Below are 21,217 nucleotides of genomic sequence, written 5' to 3'. Positions count from 1 at the left end.
CCTACGTTTCGGTGTACGTCCAGCGATAGGCAGGCGGAGTCGGTCCCTTGTTCCGGCCTCCCTGCTGCATCTGTTCCCACGCATGGGCCAGAATGCCAACAGATCGGGACAGGCAGAAGAGACCGCGCGCCAGCGGCGGTGCAAAGCCAAGCTCGGCGTAGATAACCGCTGTGGCCCCATCAATGTTCATCGGAACGGGTTTCCCCTTGCGCCGTGCCAGTTCAGCCTCAATATCTTGCCCGATCCGCATAAAGTGACCATTACAAGCCCCGTTTTTCACGGCCTCTGAAACCAATACCATCAGGCGCGGTGCACGGGGATCAGTCGGGGTGTGGAACCGGTGGCCAAAGCCAGGCAAAATCTTTCCTTCGCTCTCTATCCACTCATCCAGCGCCTGCTCCAAACGGCCAGGATGTTGCGCCACGAAATGGTACAGGGCAACGGCCTGCTCGCCAGCGCCACCATGAATATCCCCCAACATGTTCACGGCACTGGCCATCGCGTTGTTGAGAGGCAGCCCACAGGTCACGGCCATGCGCGCCGTCGCGATGGAAGGCGCCTGAGGTCCATGGTCCACGGCGGCGACCAACGCGGCCTCGAACAACTGGGCCTGCGCGCCAGATGGTCGGTCGCCCTGTACCATGAACCAGATCATTTCCGCGAAGCTGAGATGCCCTATCAGATTCTGGATCGGCTCCCCTCGCAGGTCGATCCGACCCGGTTCCATATCGATGATGGAAGTCGTCCACCAATCGGACACATCGCTCATATGATGCCTTCCTTGCTCAAGGCGTCAATTTCCGCGCAGGATAGCCCAATTTCAGACCAGATCGTACTATTGTCCGCCCCGAGCTGTGGTGGTGCGGTGCGCGGCATTTGCCGTAATCCATTCAATACAACAGGGCTTCCCGCAAGTTTCATGTCTTCGCCCTGCACCTGCAAAGACCCGATCAGGCCGCGACCAGCAAGTTGTTCGTCATCAAGCGCCTCGGGCACGGTCAATACCTGCCCCGCTGGCACTCCAATTGCGTTGAGTTCGCTTGCCCAGTCCGATGCCGCTCTGGTCCGCAGAGTTTCCTCCAGCGCCTCACGCAGGGCGTGGCGATTGCGCTTACGGTCTTCGCGTGTTTCGTAGTCCGGGTGATCCAGCAGGTCTTTGCGGTCCAAATTACGGGCCAGTGCCTGCCACTGCTCGTCGCGGTTGGCGGCAATGTTGATGAGGCCATCAGAGGTTTCAAATGTTCCTGACGGCGCTGACGTGGTGTTTTCGTTGCCATGAGCTTCCGGAGTGACACCACCCACCAGATAGTTCGATACGACCCAACCCATTGTCGAAATCACAGCCTCGGACATCGCCACATCCAGATAGGCTCCCCGAGGATCAGCGTTCAGGGCAGCAGAAACCGCGAACGCGGCCGTCATCCCCCCGACCGTATCCGCCAATGGATAACCAACGCGATAGGGCGCAGTGTCTGGTCCTCCGGTGACGGACATCACGCCACTGATACCCTGCACGATCTGGTCATATGCCGGATCGCCTCGGCGGGGACCATCCTGTCCGAACCCGCTTATGGCGCAGTAAATCAGGTTGGGGTTCACATCGCGCAAGACGCCATATCCAAGTCCAAGCCGATCCATCACACCGGGGCGAAAGTTCTCCACCAAAACATCCGCGGTCTGGACAAGCCGCTTCAGCAGCACTTTGCCCTCTTCTGTTTTCATGTTGAGCGTGATGGACTTTTTTTCAGCATTTTGCGCCAGAAAACTGACGCCCATACCGGCCTTGTTTCTGGCAGGATCAGCTCCCAGGACGCGGGCAAGGTCGCCGCCATCAGGGCGCTCGACCTTGATCACTTCAGCGCCCATAAGCGCCAGTTGATAACAGCAATACGGACCCGCGAGGACATTCGTCAGATCGAGAACCCGTATTCCTGCCAGCGGCTCAGTCACCTTCGGCAACCCCTGCTGCCCGAGCCCGTGCGCGGCGCGCGCGGTAGCTGGGAAGAAGCACCAATAGCGCTGCGATAACCAGAAGACCCAGCGTCATTGGACGCTCCCAGATGAAGGCGATGCCGTCATAAAGCTGCATCGACCGGGCGAAGTTATCTTCCATCATGCCACCAAGGATGAAGCCAATCAGCAGCGGTGCAAGCGGGTAGTCAGCAAACTTCAACGCCGTGGCGCAAATACCGAAGCCGACGAGTATCAAAAGTTCAGTCGCGTTATTCTGCCCGATATAGGCCCCCATCAGGGTGAAGAAAAGAATGAAGGGGATCAGGTAAGTGCGCGGAACCGAGAGAACCTTGGCAATATATGGGATCAGCGGCAGGTTCAGGATCAGCAGGACAAGGTTGCCGATGAACATTGACATGATCACGGCCCAGAAAATCTGTGGCTCGTCCAGCATCAGGCGTGGGCCAGGTGTCACGTTCAAGGCAATCAAAGCGCCAAGCAGAATCGCGGTGGTGCCAGACCCGGGAATGCCCAGCGTCAGCAGCGGCACGAAAGAACCGGTACATGCCGCATTGTTGGCCGTTTCGGGCGCTGCCAGACCCTTTATTGACCCTTTGCCGAATTCTTCCTGTTCCTCTTTAGGGGCAATGTTGCGCTCGACCGCGTAGCCGAGGAAGCTGGCAATCGTTGCGCCTGCGCCGGGAAGAACCCCGATGAAGAACCCCTGTACCGATTGACGGCCGATCACAGGCGCGATGGCCTTGGCTTCACTGCCTGTGATGCGCAGGTCTTTGATCTCGCCGTCATCTCCCTGAAGATCCTTTGGTTTGAGCACCAGAAACAGCGCTTCGGGCAAGGCGAACATGGCCATGGCAAGCGTGATGAAGCCAAAGCCCGATTGCAGGTCCATGATACCCATGGTGAAACGCGGCAAGTTGAACAATGCGCCTTCACCAACTGTTGCCATGATCAACCCAACAAGCGTCATGATGACCGCCTTGGCCACTTGACCAGTACCTGCGAAGGCTGCGATTGCGGACAGGCCCACGACCATGAGCGCGAAATACTCGGCCGAGTGGAACAACAGCGCCACCGAAGACAGAGCGGGGGCAAAGACCATCAACAAAATGGCCCCGATCGTACCGCCGGCAAAACTTGCAATAGCAGCAATTGTCAACGCCTTGCCTGCTTTGCCCTGGCGGGCCATTGGGTAGCCGTCAAAGCTGGAAGCCACGGTCCCCGCGACCCCCGGCGCATTAAGAAGGATAGAAGACGTCGAACCGCCAAAGATGGCGCCGTAATACACACCGGCCAGCAAGATCAGCGCTGCGGACGGGTCGCCCATGGAAATCGCGACCGGGATCATGATGGCGATGATCGACATCGGCCCAAGACCCGGAAGCATGCCGATGAAAGTACCGATCAGGCACCCTGCGATGACCATCAGCAGGTTCTGAATTGAGAAGGCCGTTTGCAGGCCGATCAGTAGTCCTTCGAGCATGTCAGCCTCCGAAAATGCCCGGCAATGGGCGCATGTAGATGCCAAGAACTTCCTGAACCAGATACCAGACCGAGCCGGTGGCGATCAGCGCGACGAGCAGCATGACGTGCCATTTCCGCTCACCCAGAATGAAAGACCCGAGGATCAGAAAGGCCGAAGTCGAGATCAGAAACCCGACGGGGCGCAGGCAAAGCGCATAGACGACCATCAAGGCCAGTAGCATAAGCGCCTGATCAAGATGGTATTCTCCCAACCGCCGATAATCGATATCGGCTTCCTTTGGTTCCGTCTTTTCAAAGCCCAGCAAAATGATCGTGGTGGTGATGATACCCAGAACCGATAGCACTTTGGGGAACGTACTGGGCCAAATTGGGTTTCTCTGCATGAAAGGGGGCAGACCGCCATCCATCGTGAACCAAGCGGCGTAGCCATATGTCAAACACACACCCAGAAGAATGAGTGCGATCCAGCGATCCAGCGCCATGAGACCCCCTCCCTGCTCTTGTTCGTGAGGAGGCAGAGCGGTCTACCCGCTCTGCCTGAATAAGGGCTTAGAGGAAACCCAGCTTTTTCATCAGATCGCCGATCTGCTGTTCCTGCTGCTCCAGGAACGACTGGAAGTCAGCGCCCGAGTTGTGGATGTTGACCCAACCATTGCGTGCACGAACCTCTTCCCATTCCGGGGTGTCATACATCTTGGCAATCGCTTCCTGGTAGGCAGCCAGCTTGTCTTCGGGCAGACCGGGGGCCGCGAAAAAGCCGCGCCAATTCACAAACGTGGTATCAATACCCTGTTCCTTCATCGTCATCGCGTCAGGAGCCGCATCAACGCGTTCCTCGGACGTCACGCCGATAATCTTGACTTCACCCGCGTTTGCCAGATCGACCGCTTCCGAAAAACCGGTGGACAGGGCTGCGATCTCACCCGACAGCAGGGCCGCCATGGCTTTGCCGCCCGCATCATAGGGGATGTACTTCACGCCAAGCGCATCTTTACCCGCTGCTTCCATCACCATGGCGGCAACCAGATGGTCCATGCCGCCGGGAACAGAGCCGCCACCGATCGCAGTGCCGCTTGGGTCGGCATCAAAAGCGGCAAGCAAGTCTTCCATCGAATTGATTGGACTGTCTTTGCCCACGACGATCGCGGCATAGTCACCGATAGTGCCCGAAACCAGCGTCAGATCGCGGAAGTTGTGAGGGAATACACCGGTCAATGAACGGATCACGATTGGCGTGGAGTTCACCATCAGCGTGCCATGGTTGCTGTCGGCATTTTCGATCAGGAACCCAATGGCTTTGCCGCCGCCGCCACCCGACATGTTTTCGTATGACGCCGTGCCTACGAGACCCGCTTTTGTCAGCGCTTCGCCCGTGCCGCGCGCGGTACCGTCCCAGCCGCCACCGGCACCACCGGGGATCAGAAAGTGGATGCTGTCCACGACCTGTTCTTCAGCCAGAGATGGCCCGGCCAGACCAAAAGCAGCCACAGCTGCGATCAGGGCGCGACGGCCCAGTGTGAATGTCGTCATTATGTCCTCCCATTTGACAACCGGCCGCATAGCGGCACAGATTGGGTAGAACAAAAACACATCAACCTGACATCAACCTGTCACGAGCGAAAAAATAGCAAAAACCCCATGAAATTCCTGCTTGTGGAAGACAATATTGATCTGGCAAATGCCATCTGTTCCCGCATGAGGTTGGACGGCCATGTGGTTGATCACGCGTCTAAACTGGATGAGGCGACCGCTTTTGCAGAAACACAGGAATACGACCTTATCCTGCTGGATATCATGTTACCGGATGGGGACGGCCGCGACTTTCTGAAACGGCATCGTGCAGGCCATCTGGACACCCCTGTGATCATTTTGACGGCACGCAGCCAGGTCTCGGATCGAATCGGCTCTCTGGATCTGGGGGCCGACGATTACGTCACCAAGCCTTTCGATCATGCCGAGCTTGAGGCTCGCTGCCGCGCCGTCCTGCGCCGCAAATCCGGGAATGCCAGGACTACGATAGAAGTGGGTGGCATAGTCTTTGACCCTTTGGCAGGTCATCTAACTGTCGGAGATGAAACTGTTTCGTTGCGCAACCGTGAACTGCGCCTTCTGGAACTGTTCATCAGTGCGCCGGGACAGGTGTTTTCGAAACAAAAGCTCACGGACCGGCTTTTTTCTTATGATGACGACGTCTCGGACAATGCCATCGAGGTTTACGTTGGCCGCCTTCGCAAACATCTTGAACCTTCGGACCTGAAGATCACCACGCTCCGCGGTCTTGGATACAGGCTGGATCATGCCTCCTGATCCTCATGTGTCAGGATCGCTTCGGAACAGGTTGGTTCTGACTTTGATTGGTGGTGCCGCGATCCTTGCGTTTCTTCTGTTTGTTGCGGTTCGCAACTATGCCGCACAGGTCGCGCAACAAGGACAAGACAACATCCTCGGGGCGTCGGTCACGTCAATTCTGGACGCGGCCGCCTTGCGCGACGGTCAGTTGGAGGTTGATATTCCCTACGCAGCCTTCGCAATGCTAAGCACGCCATCCGATGACCGGGTTTTCTATGCGATTTTTCAGGATGGCGTGTTTCTTTCCGGATACGAAGATCTGCCGCCGATCACTGGGCAATTCGACAGCAAGTGGAGCTTTCGATCCAGTCAGATACGGGGTGAAACTATCCGTCAAGTCAGCGCGCGGCGGACCCTTGTGGGCCTGAACAAACAATCCGTCATCGAGGTCGCATTGGGCCAAACACAGGATGCGCTTGCGGAAACCCTGGACCAGATTTCACGCAACGCAGCGGTATTGGGCATCAGTTTTTTTGCCCTTGCCGCAGCACTGTCGTTTTGGGCAACTTCATCTACTATCGGCCAATTGAACAGGCTTACGACTTCTGTCACGCGGCGCGGCCCGCAGGACCTGAGCCCGTTTAAAAAACCCGTACCCCGCGAAATGGCTCCGTTGGTGGCGTCGTTGAACTCATTGATGGGGCGACTGGATCAGTCGCTGAGCCAATCGGAAGACTTTATCGCCGAGGCTGCTCATCGGGTACGTACCCCTCTGGCAACAGTCCGATCTTACGCCGATGCCACCTTGCAGAGGGTCGAAAAGGAAGAAAACCGAGAAGCTTTGCGCTCGATGGTGCGGGCCATTGATGAAAGTTCGCGCGCGGCAGGGCAATTGCTGGACCACGCGATGATCACGTTCCGTGCCGATCATCTGGAGCGCGAAGACATTGATCTCAACGCTTTGGTCCATGATCTGGTGCAACGCCTGACGCCAATAGCCGAGATGAAGGACTTGTCACTTTCCCTGAGCGGCGATCCAAAGGTTTCCTATTCAGGTGACCCCATCCTTATTCAAAACGCTGTGCGAAACATGATCGACAATGCTCTGAAATATGCTCCTGCGGACAGTTTTGTCCGCATAGAGGTTGTTTCAGAACCACACATTCAGATAATCGTCAAAGACCGTGGGTCGGGGTTTCACCCAAACGAAATCGATACGCTGACACGCCGCTTTGAACGCGGGCAGAACGCAAGCGGTACCATCGGATCGGGATTGGGCCTTACTATCGTTCAGGACGTCGCAACTGCCCATGGCGGCACACTGGAACTGGCCAATCGGCAAGGGGGCGGCGCTTGCGTAGTTTTATCGCTTTGATCTTCTTCAGTCTTCCTGTCGTTGCTGTCGCCCAGATCTGGGAGGACAGGCAGGTATTCAACGCCTCGACGGATGAGGTGCGTCTTCGCGTCATCTCAAGCACGGACACCTTTCTGTTCAAGCCATTGATCGCCGATTTTATCGAAGAAAACCCCGGTATCTCTGTTGAATACATGGTGACAGGCACCGCGGATATTGACCGAATAGTCCGTGCCGCGCCCGAAGATTTTGATGTCGTAATCTCCAGTGCGATGGATCTGCAACTGAAGCTGGCAAACGACGGATTTGGGCGCATCATTGACGACATATCACTGCCATCCTGGGCGCAATGGCATCAAAGCCTTTTCGCTTTCACCTCTGAACCCGCGACCATAATGGTCAACCGGGCGGCCTTTGCCGGTGGCCATATCCCAGAGACCCGGCAACAACTGATTGAAATCCTTCGTATGCACCCCGATGATTTTCGGGGCCGAGTAGGTACCTATGATATCCGTCAATCCGGTCTGGGTTACCTGTTCGCAACACAGGATGCCCGTGCGTCTGAGACCTATTGGCGGCTCATGGAGGTAATGGGTGGATTGGACGTGCGCCTGTACTGTTGTTCGGCAGATATGATTGATGACCTCGTCAATGGAGAGATTGCGGTGGCTTACAATGTTCTGGGCAGCTATGCCGAAGCCCGCGCCGGAAGCAAGGACACCGTGGAAATCATCCTGCCATCAGATTTTCAGACAACCATGATGCGTACAGCGATGGTATTGAATGGCACCCCTCAACCGGACGCTGCCACGTCTTTTCTCAAACACCTGATTTCCAACCAAACCGAGCGGGTAGGCGACCGCGTTACCTTGCCACCCTTGGCAACACACGAGACTGGCACTGACCGCGAAACGATTGGGCTGGACCCGGCCCTCATGACATTTCTGGACAAGCTGAAACGCCGCCGTTTTCTGGCTGAATGGGAAAACGCGGTTATCCAGCGATAACCGCGTCCGCATCATTCGCGAAACGCGCGATTGAAGTAGTCCGCCATTGGTTTCACAAGGTAGGACAACGGTGTGCGTTCATCGGTCTTGATCAGTGTCTCAACCGGCATGCCCGGCAATAGTTCCTGACCATTGAGCCGGTCGATCTCACCGTCATTCAGCACTACTTCGGCGCGGTAAAAGGTGAAACCAGACTGTTCATCCGTGAATGTGTCCGCTGAGACGTTGTTGACCTGTCCCTCAAGTTCGGGCGTTTCGCGTTGATTGAACGCCGGGAACCGCAGGGCAACGGGTTGCCCAACATGCAATTGATCCACATGGATTGCATCGACCCGCGCAGCAACCAGTAGCGGCGTGTCCTGCGGAACCACATACATCATAGGTTCGCCCGGCTGAATGACGGATTGCAATGCAAAGACCTGACTGCCGTAGACAGTTCCACTGACAGGCGCACGGATTTCCAGCCTGGTCAAACGTTCTGCCAAGGACAGGCGTCGCTCCCACAGTTCCGCTACCTGTGCCTGAGCGTCCCGCAAAGTGGTAATTGCTTCTTCCCGTCGGGTCGCGGTCAGTTCGACAATCTGAATCTCGGTAGACGCAATCTGTCCCTTCAGTCGCGCGACAGCCGCTTCCAACTTGCCGATTTCACCTGTAAGGCTGGCCTCTTCCCGTTGCAGCGCCAGAACCCGGCTGTTCTGCGTCAAACCCCTGCTCAACAGGCTTTGCTGATCTTCCAACTCCGCCTCAATCAACTCGGTCTGGCGGCGCAATGAGACCAACTGAGCCTGTGTGCCTTCAATCTCGCTTTCGATCTGAACCAGCTGTTTGCGCAGCTGCTCATCCTGCTTGGACAGAGTTTCCAGGCGGGCGTCAAACAGGTTCTGTTGTCCCTCAATCAGGTCGGGATCAATGTTGTTTTCTTTTTGAACCTCGGCCAGGCGTGCCGCCAAGTCTTCGGATGTCAAACCGTCCCGTTCGGCCTCAAGCCGGGCACGGCGGGCCAGCAGATCAAAGAGTTGAGACTCTACAATAGTCTGTTCCGACGACATAAACGTGTCATCCAACCGCAAAAGCAAATCGCCCGAAGCGACTCCATCACCGTCGCGCACGAAAATCTCGCCAACCACGCCGCCGTCTGGATGTTCAACGACCTGACGATTGCTCTGCACTTCGATTACACCCGGAGAAACAATTGCTCCGGCCAGCCGCGTTTTCACGGCCCAAAGCCCCAATCCGCCAACCAGAATGCCAAGGGCAAGAAATCCTACAAACGCAGGAGTTTTGATGCCCCAGACTGGCAGCGGCTTTTTAGTAGATTTTTTCGCCATTATTCACCTACGGGGCTGAGCTTGCGCTTAATCGCGCCCGCATTCTGGACCATTGCGTTCAGAACCTCATCGCGACTGCCGAACCTGACCACTTGGCCTTTTTCGACGACTGCCAGATCGTCACATTCCGAAATGGCCTGCGGGCGGTGCGTCATGATGATGGCGCCTTTTCCTGCCGCCTTGAGGCCACGCACGGCCGCATTTAAGGCTTCGGTGCCGTCTGCGTCCAGGGCCGAGTTCGGCTCGTCAAGAATGAGCAAGACCGGATCGCCATATAGCGCGCGGGCTAACGCTATGCGCTGTTTCTGACCGCCCGACAACTGACTGTCATTGCCCTCAAGGAATGTGCCATAGCCTTTTTCCAATGACAGGATCAGTTCGTGTGCATTGGCCTTTTTGGCCGCCGCAACCACCGCCTCGGAATCCGGGTTTTCCGACATCCGCGCAATGTTCTCAGCAACGGTTCCGTTAAACAGAGTGACCTGCTGCGGCAAGTACCCGATATGGCTGCCCAGATCGTTTGGATCGTATTGGTCCAAAGTGGCGCCGCCCAACCGGATCTCGCCGGCTGCGGGCCTCCAAAGCCCAAGCAATGCCTTGGCTAGGGTCGTCTTGCCCGATCCGCTTTTTCCGATGACACCAAGCGCCTTTCCCGGTTCCAGTTTCAAGTTCACATTCCGCAACGTTGGCGCAGAAGCGCCCGGAGGGATTACTGTCAGGGATTTGGCTTCCAGTTGCGACTTGGGGATCGGCAAACGTATCCGCTGTTCTTCCGGCGGTGTCTGGTCCAGAAACCGGGTCAGAGAGATCCAGGACGTGCGTGCCCGTTCGATCAATCCCCATTGGCCGACAGCCTGCTCGACCGGTGCCAAGGCACGCCCCAAAAGGATCGAGCCTGCAATCATCGCACCCGGAGTCATTTCGTTTTGCAGAACCAGCCACGCGCCCAGAGCCAGCATAGCCGATTGAAGAAATAGCCGAAGCGATTTAGTCAGCGACGTGAAGCTACCGGTCCAGTCACTGGCAGAAATGCTTTGACGCAAAGCATCCGTTCGCTGGTTCAACCACCGCTTGGTGACGTCCGCCTGCATTCCCTGAGAACGCACAACTTCCGCCGCTTGCCTCGCCTGCTCAGAGAAAGCGTTCGCTCGTGCCGCTGCAGATTGCGCAGCGGCCACCTTTCGGCTGGTCAGGGCCTGGTTAAGCAGTGCAATCATTACCAGTAGCAAGCCGCTTGCAACTGCCAACCAGCCAAGAAGTGGATGAAACAGGAAAATTGCCCCGAGGAAAACGGGCGTCCACGGAATATCCATCACTGCAAGCAATACGGGCGAAGAACACAAGGTACGAATGGCCTCCAGATCTCGCAGTGCGGTCGCCGGAGCTGATCGCACCTGAGGCACCAGGGATCGGCGCAATGTGGCTTCGAAAACGCGTTCATCCAGTTGCGACTGGAACCGGGCGCCAAAGCGGGCAACGATGCGACCACGCGCATAATCGAGCATAGCCATCAGCGCATAAAGCAATGCGACGAGCAAAAACAGTGCGGTCAGAGTTTCAACCGCTCGCGAGCCAAGAACCCGGTCATATACCTGCAACATGAACAGGGGACCTGTGAGCATGAGCAGGTTAACGAAGATGCTGAACAAAAACGCCAAGGCCAGAAAGGCGATGCCCTGATTGCGCACTTTGCGCAATTCATGGCGAGGGGCCGCTGATACGCGGTGTTGAGGTTTCACAGTTTTAAATCCACATCATTCCGGAAGGCAACGCCGCATTTAGAAAGTTAGTTCAGCGTTGCCAAGTTTGCACATGTTTTTTTGAGCAAGAAACCGCAGACCATGCACAGGAAAGGGCACTTTTTGGCCAATGCCAAAAAGAATGTCATAACATTTGTGTTTTGCGCCACTATCGCATCAAAGCTCTGGGGTCGATGCCTAAAGGACCTGACTATTTCCGCGGATTGGACCAACGCAAGATTAGGTTGGCGGCGATGGGTGCGCCGATGATGACCAGCACGATCCGTGTCAGGTGATGAGTGATGACAAAGCTTAGATCAGCGCCCGAAACAATTGCCAGAACCGTCATCTCGGCCTGCCCCCCCCGGAGCGAAAGCAAGAAAAGCTTCGACGGGGCTTCCCAACTCAAGAGTTGTAACTACGGCAGTGAATCCTGCGGCCAGAATGGCCAGCACAACAACATAGGCAACGATCCGGCGCAATTCACCCCAAGTCACGCCGACATACTTTACTCCAATAGCGCAATTTTTCTCCACCTTTCCAGCCAATAAGTGCCGCCAGAACCATCAGCAGCAGCTCATGAACTGGTAACTCATGCGCTGGCTGCCCAATAGGGTTGGTGAGGTCGGCACCGTAGTAAACCGTCAGGAACAATGGTACCAAAGTGACGATGATCAACACGCGCGTACCATGGATCAAAGACAGGGTTCTCGGCTCGGCTCCAGCCTCGGTGCCAAAAAAGGTTTATGTCCTGCAATCCGCCCGGCATCGCCGCGTAAAAAGCGGTTTTTCGTCAAACCCCCAGACTTTGCGAAAAACGGCACACCAATAAGAGCGATCAGGACAATGAAGGCGGGGACCGACATGATCGATGCGGCCATCTTGGGCAAATTGACGAATAGCGCTGGCGTGATCGATGCACCAACTGCAACGCCCAAGACCGTCCTGACTGCGACGGAAACCTGCCCAAACCCGTTCATCGGCGCCTGGGCCAGTGCGGCGATCAGGCAAGCGGCCATGGGGCCGAACAAGAACGGTAGCGGAAGACCCAATATCCAAAAGACTGCTGTGCCAAGCACTGCAATTCCAAAAATCACCTACCTTTTCACAAGGCGGGAAAGGGGTTCTTTGAAACGGGAAAAACTTGAATTCCGTTGCCATTGACCCATAATGTATTCTGTTGTATTCGACTGGATGCAAAATGCAAGTATGAGCATGATGATCTACCAGGACGACGCGAAACAGCCGGGCCCACAAGGCAATACCGTGTATCAGCGGCTGCTGGATGAGATTCGCGAAGGCGCGCTTTTGCCCAGCGATCGCTTGAGAGAAATAGACCTGTCTGAACGGCTGGGCGTCAGCCGAACTCCTGTTCGCGAAGCGATCCGACAGCTTGAGGCTGATGGGCTTGTCACGCATGTGCCGAGACAGGGCGCATCGGTCCGAAGCCTGAGTTATGCCGAAGTGATGGAGCTCTATGAGATGCGCGCCGTGCTCGAAGGTACTGCGGCCCGCCTGGCGGCCCGAGCTGCGTCAGATGTCGAATTGGACGAGCTGGAGGTTCTGAACGACCGACTTGCCAAAGCAGGTACCGGGCCGGAAGCTGCCCGGATCAACCGGGTGTTTCACGCCACGCTGTTGGATGCGGCCAAAAACCGGTTTCTGACGAAATCCATGCTTTCATTGCAAAAGGCGCTGCTGTTTCTTGGACCGTCACAACTGTTGGACAATGAGCGGGCGGATGCCGCAGTCGCTGAACATCGGTGCATTATGACAGCCCTCAAATCTCGCGACAGCGCAGCGGCCGAGATGGAAATGCGAGCACATATTGAGGCTGCCCAGAGGATGCGCATTCGCGCCCTTCAAAAACGCGACCGCACAACCGATCAAGGTCAATAGGACAAACGTAAAAAATACCTCCTCACAAAGATGCTTAGAACATCACTGTGATCGGTGGTGGCAATTCTCATCACACCCGACATTTTCACTGCATTCATTCAAGCCTCTCGGACCTTTTGATCGGGACATACGGCGAAGTCGAACACATGCCTAAGCCGCAAGCCGCCATTCTGCGAATTTTCTCAGTGGACTTGCGTAACCTTCACTTGTCTGGGGCTCGAGGTCGTCGAAACAGCGCAATGTTCGCCCGCAAACGGCGAAACAAGAAACCTTTGGCGACGCCGGGGAAATCATGGCCGGTTCGATCTTGGGGCAGGGCACGATGAGGGATGCAGTTGCCAATGCGGTGCTGATTTGGCTGCGACCCTAGCCGACCCGAACAACTGCCAAATTGGCAATCTTCGAATACATCAATGGCGTCTACAACCCACGTCGACGGCACTCAGCAATAGGTTGGAAAAGCCCAGCCGCCTTCGAACGGAAAGTGGTCTAACCAAGCACTTGGGGCCGCACTAACATGCGACACGTCCACTTTGAACTACGCCGGAAACGGCACCGTCAGTCTAACCGAACGGGCCGCTTCCAGCGCCAAAGTTTTTCTAAACCCAAAAGCTGTCTTCGTCCAAAAGGGGCATAAGTGTCGGACTGGTCTCGTCGTCCTCGATGTCCATGTTTCCACTCGACAAGGCGGCCAAGGGGTCTTCGGAAACAGGGAGCACCGTATCCTGAGCCTGATGCAAGCTTACCAGCGTGTAGTCGTCTTCTGCGTCTTCGTGACCGCCAAGATCGGCGACGAACTTCAGATAATCGACCGTTTCATCCCAATCAGACATTCCCAAATTTTCTTCACCCGTCGGTGTGTTCTGATCGGCTGCCGTAACTCGAGCGAGTTTGGGCAGTCCGTTTCCGACTGTCCCACTGCCGTCGATATCAAAGCCATAGAAGGTTTCGACTGCCGCCACGTCAGCGATGGTGTTGGAACCGACATATACACCATTGGAATCCGTGACCCATTCCCCATAGGACCCATCCGAATTCTTCCACAACACCCTGTAGCCGCCGCCCGAAGCTTCGGCCTGAATGGCCTGCCAGCCAGGGAAACTGTTCGGCCCGACAGTGGCGTTGTTGAATGTCAAAGTCGTGGTGCCGTCAATCAGATATTCACCCTGGGTTGACGCCCCCAGCGTTGTCCCGCCGTTGGATTCAATGTTGATCGTTCCATGACCCGTCAGCCCGTCATTGTTCAGGTCAACGCCATAGAAGACCTCGACATCCGCAACATTGTTGATTGTTGCACTGCTCTGGAATTCACCAGCCGCGTTCGTAGTCCATTCTCCGTAAGACCCGTCGGAATTCTTCCACAACACCCGATAACCGCCGCCAGAAGCCTCGGCCTGAAGCGCATGCCAGCCGGGGAAGCTGCCAGGACCGGCAATAACCTGGTTGAGCTTCAAGTCGATGTTGCCGCCAATTACATATGCGCCATTGGTTGACCATCCCAGCGTCGTGGAACCGTTGGACTCGATGCTGGTCGTGATATGGCCGATTTGTGCATCATTGTTCAGGTTGGCGCCATAGAAGACCTCGACATCTCGAACGTCGTCTATGGTGCTGCTGCTGACAAAACGGCCACTGGCATCGGCCACCCATTCCCCAAACGTACCGTCCGAATTCTTCCATAGCACCCTGTAGCCGCCGCCAGAAGCCTCAGCCTGAATGGCCTGCCAGCCGGGGAAGCTGCCCGGGCCGGCCTTGGCACCGTTGAGCGTCAGTTCAATGGTGCCGTTAATAAAATACGAACCCAGACTTGACGAAACGAGTGTCGTGGAGCCATTGGATTCAAGCGTGACCGTACCGTGACCCGTCAGCCCGTCATTGTTCAAATCAGCGCCATAGAAGGCCTCAACATCTGCCACATTGCCGATGCTGCTGCTGCTGAGGAACTGACCATTGGAGTTGACGGTCCATTCCCCATATGTCCCATCCACGTTTTTCCACAACACTTTGTAACCGCCGCCCGAAGCCTCGGCCTGAATGGCCTGCCAGCCGGCAATCGTGTTTTGACCAACAGCCTGACCATTAAAAATCAGCGTCACGTTCGAGCTGCCTGCATCCAGTACGTAAATGCCCTGAGTTGCGTGTTTCAATGTCGTGCCGGCTGTCTCGATATCCGAGAGTTGCATGGCCGTTTCGATGTTCGAACGGCTATACGCCTGTGATCCATTCAGGAATTGAATGGCCTCGACATCATCTTCCACCGTAAAGGTGATACGCGACACGGCATCGATAAATTCGTATTTCGTGCCGTTTTTGATGAACAGATAGCTGCTGATGGCGCTGACAAATCGGACTGTGTCAGTACCGCTTCCTCCGGAAAACGAGCCGGCATTGTTGGTAACAATGGCCCAATCATCGCCCTGGCCACCGGAAACCTGGTCAGCGCCGGAACCGTTCGCCAGATAAATGGTGTCGTTCCCCAAGCCGCCATAAACGGTATTGTTGTTGGTTCCGTCGGACACTGAATAGATCTTGTCGTGACCATGGTTGCCATTCAGAACGTTCTGAGCGGTATTCCCGACGATCACGTCGTCACCGGTCCCACCGATCGCGTTTTCAATCACAACGCCATGAGCGATTGTAAAGCCGCCCTTTATGCCCTCTGCGTAAGACACTACGCCGCCGCCGGTCTCGGAATAGTCCAGTGTTGCGGCCCGCAGGTCGATCCGCGCCTTCGAACTGCCAACATGCTGGATGGTATCGTTTCCACCAGTATCCCAAATAGACTGATAGCCGGTACCCGCAACGTTTGCCCAAGGAAGCGTGTAGGTATTGTTGGCAGAGTTGTGGCTGGTATTGGCGCCATACATCGCCTGCAACGCAGCAATGTCCAGAGCGCCGAACCCAGTTGAACCACCATAAGTTGCGTTGACAGAGAGAATTCCGTTCTGTTGGGTCCAGCCGTCATTATACGACATCACCGTGTAGACACCCTGATTCAGGTTACCGGTCCCGAATGAATTGAATGGCGATGTGACGCCATTCATCACGGTTGTTCCTAGGAAAGAATCGTGCGGGTGAGCCAACCCCAGAGCATGCCCCAGTTCATGAACCAATGTAGTAAAGAAGTAACCACCCGGATCGCCGTTGCCACCTAGACCAGAATTAGCGGTCCAAAAAGCGGTATTGAAAGCCCCTTCGGAGGGACGACTTGATGGCGTGTAGTGGTAGCCAAGCGTTCTGGGATCTGTAAAAAAACTTGTGGGCGCAATAGCTTCCACCAAGTCGGCTGAAGCACTGCCGGACTCGACAAAGCTCACATTTGCCACGGCCTCGATAGCAGAGAGAGCCGCTCGGAATTCCGCCTTGTATTCTGCACTCCACGCTTGTGTGCCCACGTATTGTTCGAAGTGATAGGAAATTACGGTGGTGTTCGAAGGATTGCCGTCACCGTAGGCAACAAAACCTTGTATCGAGCTGAGCGGAGAAGAAGCGGAAGGTCTTGGAATTATAGTCGTAGTAGCCATTGCACAGCCCTGTACGTCGGAAGATTAGATTGCACTCGGATGCACGCTTAAATTGTTCTTTTTATGACAAGCTATTACGCACCGATCCTTTTGAAACAGTAGGTGACACCATGTTTCAAATGACACTTTCTTTCAACGGTAGAATCGTCTCATGAGTGCACAGAATATCGCGAGCACTACCTGTACGGCGACACCTGCGGCCGATTGCGGTGGGGTGCTCGACCCAATTTCCGCCTCAGCTTGCGGAACTCCTCTTGACGCTTTTGATCCGGAGGGTAGGTTTTTCCTTATCCCCGCAAAGACTTGCCTTGCAGGCTCTGTCGGGGGGGGATTTCCAGTGTTTTTGTATCAGTCAGGATCGCCGAAGGTGGTATCCACACGTCTTTCGCCTGATTACGCGTTCCATTTGCGCTGACATCAGATAAAATTCCAAAAGCCAGAAACCGCGGTGCATGCACACCGATCGAACTGAGCGCCGAGAGCGATTTGCTACGTTGAACCGTTGGCGACATACTCAGCAATGGCGACTCGGCTGCCACGCTGCCATATCAGCGTCAGCCAGCGGGCAAAGGCTTTGGAAAAGTGTGGGCTGATTCCAAAGTCACCGCTGTAGAAACCCTGCTCCAGCCAAAGCTCAGGTTCGGTTTTGGACGCCAGCGCTGTTCTGTTCAGGCTTTCCCACTGGGGGTCATTAGGAGTGATCTCGGAGCCATCTTCACGAACACCCGCACACATCCGGCACCAGAACGCTTCGGCAAGCGCGAGCCCGTGTACAGAAGAACCTGATGCAAGTGCATCGCGCAGCGAAGGCAGCAAGAATCCCGGATGTCGTGCCGATCCGTCGAATGCGACCCTGCGTGTGGTATCAAGAATCGCAGTGTTTGCAAATCGCCTTTCAACCAACTCAAGGTACTCTTGCGCAGTTGTTTCGGGAACGGCTTCGACATGAGGCAGGATTTCTTCAGCTTGCACTTTTCCAAAGAATGCCGCGATGGCCGGATCCTTCATGCAGTCGGCAATCGTCGGAACATTCAGTATTTCTCCGACATTTGCGAGCAGTTGATGACCTCCGTTCAAAATGCGCAACTTCATTTTCTCGTAACTATGAACGTTGTGGGTCAGTGTTACTCCGACCTTTTCGAGAGGCGGGCGCCCGGCACAGAAGGCATCCTCGATTACCCATTGGCGAAAGTTCTCATGCGAGACGGGCGCTTTGTCATCGACGCCAAGGGTAAGGCATTGCGAAACCAATTGGTCAGTCGTTGCTGGCACGATGCAATCCACCATTGAATTCGGGAACGCGCCATTCCTGTCAATCCAGCTGGCCAGTTCCGGGTCGGACATGCGCGCCAATCCGACAATACAGTTTCGCAAAATTGATCCGTTGCCTTGAAGATTATCGCAACTGAGCGCCGTATACGGCTTCAAGCCCTCGGCGCGCCGTTGTCTGAGGGCCGCAACCATCGCACCGAAGGCCGTACGGGGCTGATTGGGGTTATCTGCATCATGACGAATGTCAGTGTGATCAGTATCGAAGGCGCCGTTGTTGGCATCCAGAAAATAACCACCTTCGGTAACGGTCAGCGAAACAATCCGAGTAGCCGGCGCGGCCATCGCCTGGATGAGGGCGGCGTTGTTTTCCTCGATCGGCAGGTAATCGATCATTGGGCCAATCACCTCAGCAGACATTCCTTTTGGACCCAACTCGATCAGCGTTGTAAGGCAGTCCTGTGCAAGCAGTCGCTCTCGCATAGCGGCGTCATAGCTTCGCACACCCGCCCCGACGATCGCCCAGTCATGGGCCTGCCCCTGTTGCATGAGCTGGTGAATATACCAGGCCTGATGCGCGCGATGGAAGTTACCCAATCCAATGTGAACGATGCCCGGCGTCAGATCCGAACGTTCATACTTCGGAGTATTCATGGTTGTTGGCAGATCTGAAAGGCGGTCTTGCCGCAGCAGTGTAGGAGATTTCGCGTTCGCCACAGGGTCCATCAGCTCATCCAGTTTCCGCCGTCGATATTGTAAGTCTGCGCGACGATGTACTTGGCCTCGTAAGAGGCCAGAAAAACCGCCATGCCTGTCAGGTCTTCCGCGCGCCCCATCCGGCCATATGGAACAGCTGCCGCCACTTCACGCTTTTTCTGGCCAAGGGGCTTGCCTTCATGCTTTGCAAAAAAGGCGTCCACGCCGTCCCAATGTTCGCCATCGACGACACCGGGGGCAATCGCGTTTACATTGATCCCATGAGAGATCAGGTTCAGCCCCGCCGATTGGGTAAGGGATATGATCGCCGCCTTGCTGGCGCAGTAGACAGCAACCAAAGGTTCGCCCCTTCGTCCCGCCTGCGAGGCCATATTGATAATTCGGCCTTTGGTTCCGTGCTCGATCATATGTTTGGCAACTGCCTGCATCGTAAACAGCGCACCCCCGACGTTGATGTCAAAAACGCGATTGTAGTCGGCGCGTTCAATCTCAATGATTGGTGCGGCGGTGAAGATAGCTGCGTTGTTGATCAAAATGTCGATCGGGCCGAATTGGGTCGCGGTTTTTGCTACAGCCTGATCAATGCTCAGCTGGTTGGTCACGTCCATCTCGACAGCGAAAGCCGCCGCGCCAATGTCGGCGACTACGTCCTGCGCGCGCTGGAAGTCGATGTCGGCGACGGCGACGCGCGCACCCTCTGCCACATAGGCCCTGGCAAATGCCAATCCAATGCCCCGCGCTGCCCCAGTGATCAGGGCTGTTTTGCCCGTCAGACGTTTCATTCGATCCGCAGGCCGTCTACGTCAAATCGATGGATCACATCGGCGCGTGGTGTCAGGTGTATGCGATCCCCATGACGGAAACCGACCTCACCGTCTGCACGCACGGTAATCGTTTCAGCCAAACCGGTTTCGTGGATATGGAAAAATGTGTCCGAACCAAGGTGTTCCGAGACGCTAACGACCCCGGACCATTCTCCTTCGGTTTCCGAAACTGCAATGTGTTCCGGTCTAATACCTATCGTTTGGGCCCCGTGTTTTGCGGCCTCCGGTCCTGCGATGAAGTTCATCTTGGGTGAACCAATGAACCCCGCTACAAACAGGTTGCGCGGCGTCCGATATAATTCCAGCGGGCTGCCTACTTGTTCGATCACACCGGCTTGCAGTACAACAATCTTATCGGCCATCGTCATGGCTTCTACCTGATCGTGGGTCACGTAGATCATCGTTGTGGCGAGGCGTTCATGCAGTTCGCTGATTTCCAACCGCATGCCGACCCGCAGTGCTGCGTCGAGGTTGGAGAGCGGTTCATCGAACAGGAAAGCAGCGGGTTCACGAACAATGGCCCGACCAATGGCGACGCGCTGACGCTGACCACCGGACAACTGGCCCGGGCGGCGATCCAGGTAGTCGGTCAGGTTCAAGACACTGGCCGCGCCCTCAACCCGCCTGTCGATTTCAGCCTGGTCCAGTTTCGCCATGCGCAGCGGAAATGCGATGTTCTTGCGAACGGTCATATGCGGGTAAAGCGCATAAGACTGGAACACCATAGCCAGTCCTCGTTTGGCGGGCGGCACGTCTGTTGCATCTGCGCCATCGATTTCTATGTGGCCGCTGGTGATATCCTCCAGCCCCGCGATCAGGCGCAGGAGCGTGGACTTGCCACAACCCGATGGGCCGACGAAAACGGTGAATTCGCCATCTTCAATGGTCAGGTCCAAGGGTGGAATAACCTCAACGTCGCCAAATTTCTTGGTCACAGACTTGAGTTGTATACGTCCCATGAGTCGTGTTCCTTATTTCACAGCGCCGAAGGTCAGGCCGCGGACAAGTTGTTTCTGGCTGAACCAGCCGAGGATCAGAATAGGTGCAATCGCCATGGTCGACGCCGCGCTGAGCTTGGCAAAGAACAAACCTTCCGGGCTGGAATAGCTGGCGATGAAGGCCGTAAGCGGTGCAGCATCAACGGCAGTCAGGTTGAGCGTCCAGAATGCCTCGTTCCAGGCCAGAATGAAGTTCAACAGAACGGTTGATGCGATGCCGGGAATGGCCATTGGGGTCAGGACGTAGAGGATTTCCTCTTTCAAAGTCGCGCCGTCCATGCGCGCCGCTTCCAAGATCTCTCCGGGAATTTCGCGGAAATAGGTGTAGAGCATCCAGACGATGATCGGCAAGTTGATCAGCATCAGCACCACGACCAGCCCACCGCGACTGTCCAGCAAACCCAGCTGAATGAACAGCAAGTAAATCGGGTACAGAACACCAACTGCAGGCAACATCTTTGTGGACAGCATCCACAACAGAATGTCCTTGGTGCGTTTGGACGGAACAAACGCCATCGCCCAGGCTGCGGGTATCGCCACGATCACACCCAGAACGGTCGATCCGCCTGCGATGATGACCGAATTCCACAGGAACCGCATGTAGTCCGAGCGCTCTTGCACGATGGCGTAATTTTCGAGCGTCCAGTCGAAGTTGAGGAAGATCGGTGGGCTTGCAATTGCCTGCGCCTCGGTCTTGAAGCTGGTCAGGATCGTCCAGAGGATTGGGAAGAAGATCAGCAGACCTACGGCCCAGGCAAAGGCAGTGTTTAGTGTTTTGCGTTGTGTCGTGACGGTGCGGGCCATGGTTTTGTC

The 21,217-nt window shown here is 55.8% G+C and carries 16 protein-coding genes and 2 pseudogenes; 5 read left to right on the top strand and 13 right to left on the bottom strand.

Annotated features, from left to right (window positions below; genetic code table 11):
• Position 1: 1 nt before the first annotated feature.
• The 5 genes from AC2FFA_RS10205 to AC2FFA_RS10185 all read right to left on the bottom strand — a co-directional run bounded on the left by AC2FFA_RS10205 (position 2) and on the right by AC2FFA_RS10185 (position 4,986).
• Entirely contained in the window at positions 2–769 is a 768-nt protein-coding gene (locus tag AC2FFA_RS10205; protein WP_496851552.1) for a citryl-CoA lyase, read from the bottom strand.
• Positions 766–1,950: a CaiB/BaiF CoA transferase family protein gene (locus tag AC2FFA_RS10200; RefSeq protein ID WP_496851550.1), complete on the bottom strand. Its 1,185-nt coding sequence runs from the start codon at positions 1,948–1,950 to the stop codon at positions 766–768. Before AC2FFA_RS10200 ends, AC2FFA_RS10205 begins: the two co-directional genes overlap by 4 nt.
• Complete coding sequence (locus AC2FFA_RS10195) at positions 1,943–3,454, bottom strand: tripartite tricarboxylate transporter permease (protein ID WP_496851549.1); 1,512 nt, start codon at positions 3,452–3,454, stop codon at positions 1,943–1,945. The genes AC2FFA_RS10200 and AC2FFA_RS10195 overlap by 8 nt, the downstream gene beginning before the upstream one ends.
• A 1-nt stretch (position 3,455) precedes the next feature.
• Complete coding sequence (locus AC2FFA_RS10190; protein WP_117873337.1) at positions 3,456–3,938, bottom strand: tripartite tricarboxylate transporter TctB family protein; 483 nt, start codon at positions 3,936–3,938, stop codon at positions 3,456–3,458.
• Positions 3,939–4,005: 67 nt separating this feature from the next.
• Entirely contained in the window at positions 4,006–4,986 is a 981-nt protein-coding gene (locus AC2FFA_RS10185; protein WP_117873335.1) for a Bug family tripartite tricarboxylate transporter substrate binding protein, read from the bottom strand.
• Positions 4,987–5,094: 108 nt separating this feature from the next.
• Between AC2FFA_RS10185 and AC2FFA_RS10180 the strand changes: the two genes are divergently transcribed.
• Genes AC2FFA_RS10180 through AC2FFA_RS10170 form a run of 3 tightly spaced genes read left to right on the top strand, consistent with a single transcriptional unit; the run spans position 5,095 to position 8,106 of the window.
• On the top strand, positions 5,095–5,763 hold the full coding sequence (locus tag AC2FFA_RS10180) for a response regulator transcription factor (RefSeq protein ID WP_117873333.1): 669 nt from the start codon (positions 5,095–5,097) through the stop codon (positions 5,761–5,763).
• The gene (locus AC2FFA_RS10175; RefSeq protein WP_496851546.1) at positions 5,753–7,120 is read left to right on the top strand and encodes a sensor histidine kinase; all 1,368 of its coding nucleotides are present in this window, start codon (positions 5,753–5,755) and stop codon (positions 7,118–7,120) included. Before AC2FFA_RS10180 ends, AC2FFA_RS10175 begins: the two co-directional genes overlap by 11 nt.
• The gene (locus AC2FFA_RS10170) at positions 7,099–8,106 is read left to right on the top strand and encodes an ABC transporter substrate-binding protein (RefSeq protein ID WP_496851544.1); all 1,008 of its coding nucleotides are present in this window, start codon (positions 7,099–7,101) and stop codon (positions 8,104–8,106) included. The genes AC2FFA_RS10175 and AC2FFA_RS10170 overlap by 22 nt, the downstream gene beginning before the upstream one ends.
• A gap of 11 nt (positions 8,107–8,117) precedes the next feature.
• Here AC2FFA_RS10170 and AC2FFA_RS10165 read toward each other — a convergent pair whose 3' ends face one another.
• The 3 genes and pseudogenes from AC2FFA_RS10165 to AC2FFA_RS10155 form a co-directional block, all read right to left on the bottom strand.
• Positions 8,118–9,434, bottom strand: a complete 1,317-nt coding sequence (locus AC2FFA_RS10165) for an HlyD family type I secretion periplasmic adaptor subunit (RefSeq protein WP_496718209.1) — start codon at positions 9,432–9,434, stop codon at positions 8,118–8,120.
• A complete protein-coding gene (locus tag AC2FFA_RS10160) occupies positions 9,434–11,173 on the bottom strand; it encodes a type I secretion system permease/ATPase (RefSeq protein ID WP_371415324.1) in 1,740 nt (579 codons plus the stop codon). The genes AC2FFA_RS10165 and AC2FFA_RS10160 overlap by 1 nt, the downstream gene beginning before the upstream one ends.
• 211 nt (positions 11,174–11,384) lie before the next feature.
• A pseudogene (locus tag AC2FFA_RS10155) lies at positions 11,385–12,270 on the bottom strand (AbrB family transcriptional regulator).
• A 112-nt stretch (positions 12,271–12,382) separates the two neighbouring features.
• Between AC2FFA_RS10155 and AC2FFA_RS10150 the strand changes: the two are divergent.
• Both AC2FFA_RS10150 and AC2FFA_RS10145 read left to right on the top strand, forming a co-directional pair.
• Positions 12,383–13,072: a GntR family transcriptional regulator gene (locus AC2FFA_RS10150; protein ID WP_496682981.1), complete on the top strand. Its 690-nt coding sequence runs from the start codon at positions 12,383–12,385 to the stop codon at positions 13,070–13,072.
• 373 nt (positions 13,073–13,445) lie between these two features.
• Positions 13,446–13,565 (top strand): annotated as a pseudogene (locus AC2FFA_RS10145) (IS3 family transposase); the annotation flags it as partial.
• A gap of 106 nt (positions 13,566–13,671) precedes the next feature.
• On the opposite strand, the gene AC2FFA_RS10140 reads toward AC2FFA_RS10145, so the two are convergent.
• From AC2FFA_RS10140 to AC2FFA_RS10120, 5 genes are all read right to left on the bottom strand, one after another.
• The gene (locus AC2FFA_RS10140) at positions 13,672–16,596 is read right to left on the bottom strand and encodes a M10 family metallopeptidase C-terminal domain-containing protein (protein WP_496851542.1); all 2,925 of its coding nucleotides are present in this window, start codon (positions 16,594–16,596) and stop codon (positions 13,672–13,674) included.
• A gap of 489 nt (positions 16,597–17,085) precedes the next feature.
• A complete protein-coding gene (locus AC2FFA_RS10135) occupies positions 17,086–18,591 on the bottom strand; it encodes a mannitol dehydrogenase family protein (RefSeq protein ID WP_496851540.1) in 1,506 nt (501 codons plus the stop codon).
• Positions 18,591–19,364 carry an L-iditol 2-dehydrogenase gene (locus tag AC2FFA_RS10130; protein ID WP_496851538.1) on the bottom strand — a complete coding sequence of 258 codons (774 nt, stop codon included), beginning with the start codon at positions 19,362–19,364 and terminating at the stop codon, positions 18,591–18,593. The genes AC2FFA_RS10135 and AC2FFA_RS10130 overlap by 1 nt, the downstream gene beginning before the upstream one ends.
• Complete coding sequence (locus AC2FFA_RS10125) at positions 19,361–20,365, bottom strand: ABC transporter ATP-binding protein (RefSeq protein WP_496851536.1); 1,005 nt, start codon at positions 20,363–20,365, stop codon at positions 19,361–19,363. Before AC2FFA_RS10125 ends, AC2FFA_RS10130 begins: the two co-directional genes overlap by 4 nt.
• Positions 20,366–20,377: 12 nt before the next feature.
• Positions 20,378–21,208, bottom strand: coding sequence for a carbohydrate ABC transporter permease (locus AC2FFA_RS10120; protein ID WP_117873318.1), 831 nt, complete (start codon positions 21,206–21,208; stop codon positions 20,378–20,380).
• Positions 21,209–21,217 lie beyond the last annotated feature (9 nt).

It is taken from the genome of Ruegeria sp. YTSB088 (assembly GCF_059609825.1).
This window is presented reverse-complemented; position numbering and strand designations above follow the sequence as displayed.

What these genes read in the sequence shown, in the direction of transcription:
- AC2FFA_RS10165 (WP_496718209.1), bottom strand. Translation starts at nt 9,434, where the DNA reads ATGGCGAAAAAATCTACTAAAAAGCCGCTGCCAGTCTGGGGCATCAAA.
- AC2FFA_RS10175 (WP_496851546.1), top strand. Translation starts at nt 5,753, where the DNA reads ATGCCTCCTGATCCTCATGTGTCAGGATCGCTTCGGAACAGGTTGGTT.
- AC2FFA_RS10205 (WP_496851552.1), bottom strand. Translation starts at nt 769, where the DNA reads ATGAGCGATGTGTCCGATTGGTGGACGACTTCCATCATCGATATGGAA.
- AC2FFA_RS10140 (WP_496851542.1), bottom strand. Translation starts at nt 16,596, where the DNA reads ATGGCTACTACGACTATAATTCCAAGACCTTCCGCTTCTTCTCCGCTC.
- AC2FFA_RS10185 (WP_117873335.1), bottom strand. Translation starts at nt 4,986, where the DNA reads ATGACGACATTCACACTGGGCCGTCGCGCCCTGATCGCAGCTGTGGCT.
- AC2FFA_RS10190 (WP_117873337.1), bottom strand. Translation starts at nt 3,938, where the DNA reads ATGGCGCTGGATCGCTGGATCGCACTCATTCTTCTGGGTGTGTGTTTG.
- AC2FFA_RS10130 (WP_496851538.1), bottom strand. Translation starts at nt 19,364, where the DNA reads ATGAAACGTCTGACGGGCAAAACAGCCCTGATCACTGGGGCAGCGCGG.
- AC2FFA_RS10120 (WP_117873318.1), bottom strand. Translation starts at nt 21,208, where the DNA reads ATGGCCCGCACCGTCACGACACAACGCAAAACACTAAACACTGCCTTT.
- AC2FFA_RS10150 (WP_496682981.1), top strand. Translation starts at nt 12,383, where the DNA reads ATGAGCATGATGATCTACCAGGACGACGCGAAACAGCCGGGCCCACAA.
- AC2FFA_RS10135 (WP_496851540.1), bottom strand. Translation starts at nt 18,591, where the DNA reads ATGGACCCTGTGGCGAACGCGAAATCTCCTACACTGCTGCGGCAAGAC.
- AC2FFA_RS10180 (WP_117873333.1), top strand. Translation starts at nt 5,095, where the DNA reads ATGAAATTCCTGCTTGTGGAAGACAATATTGATCTGGCAAATGCCATC.
- AC2FFA_RS10125 (WP_496851536.1), bottom strand. Translation starts at nt 20,365, where the DNA reads ATGGGACGTATACAACTCAAGTCTGTGACCAAGAAATTTGGCGACGTT.
- AC2FFA_RS10195 (WP_496851549.1), bottom strand. Translation starts at nt 3,454, where the DNA reads ATGCTCGAAGGACTACTGATCGGCCTGCAAACGGCCTTCTCAATTCAG.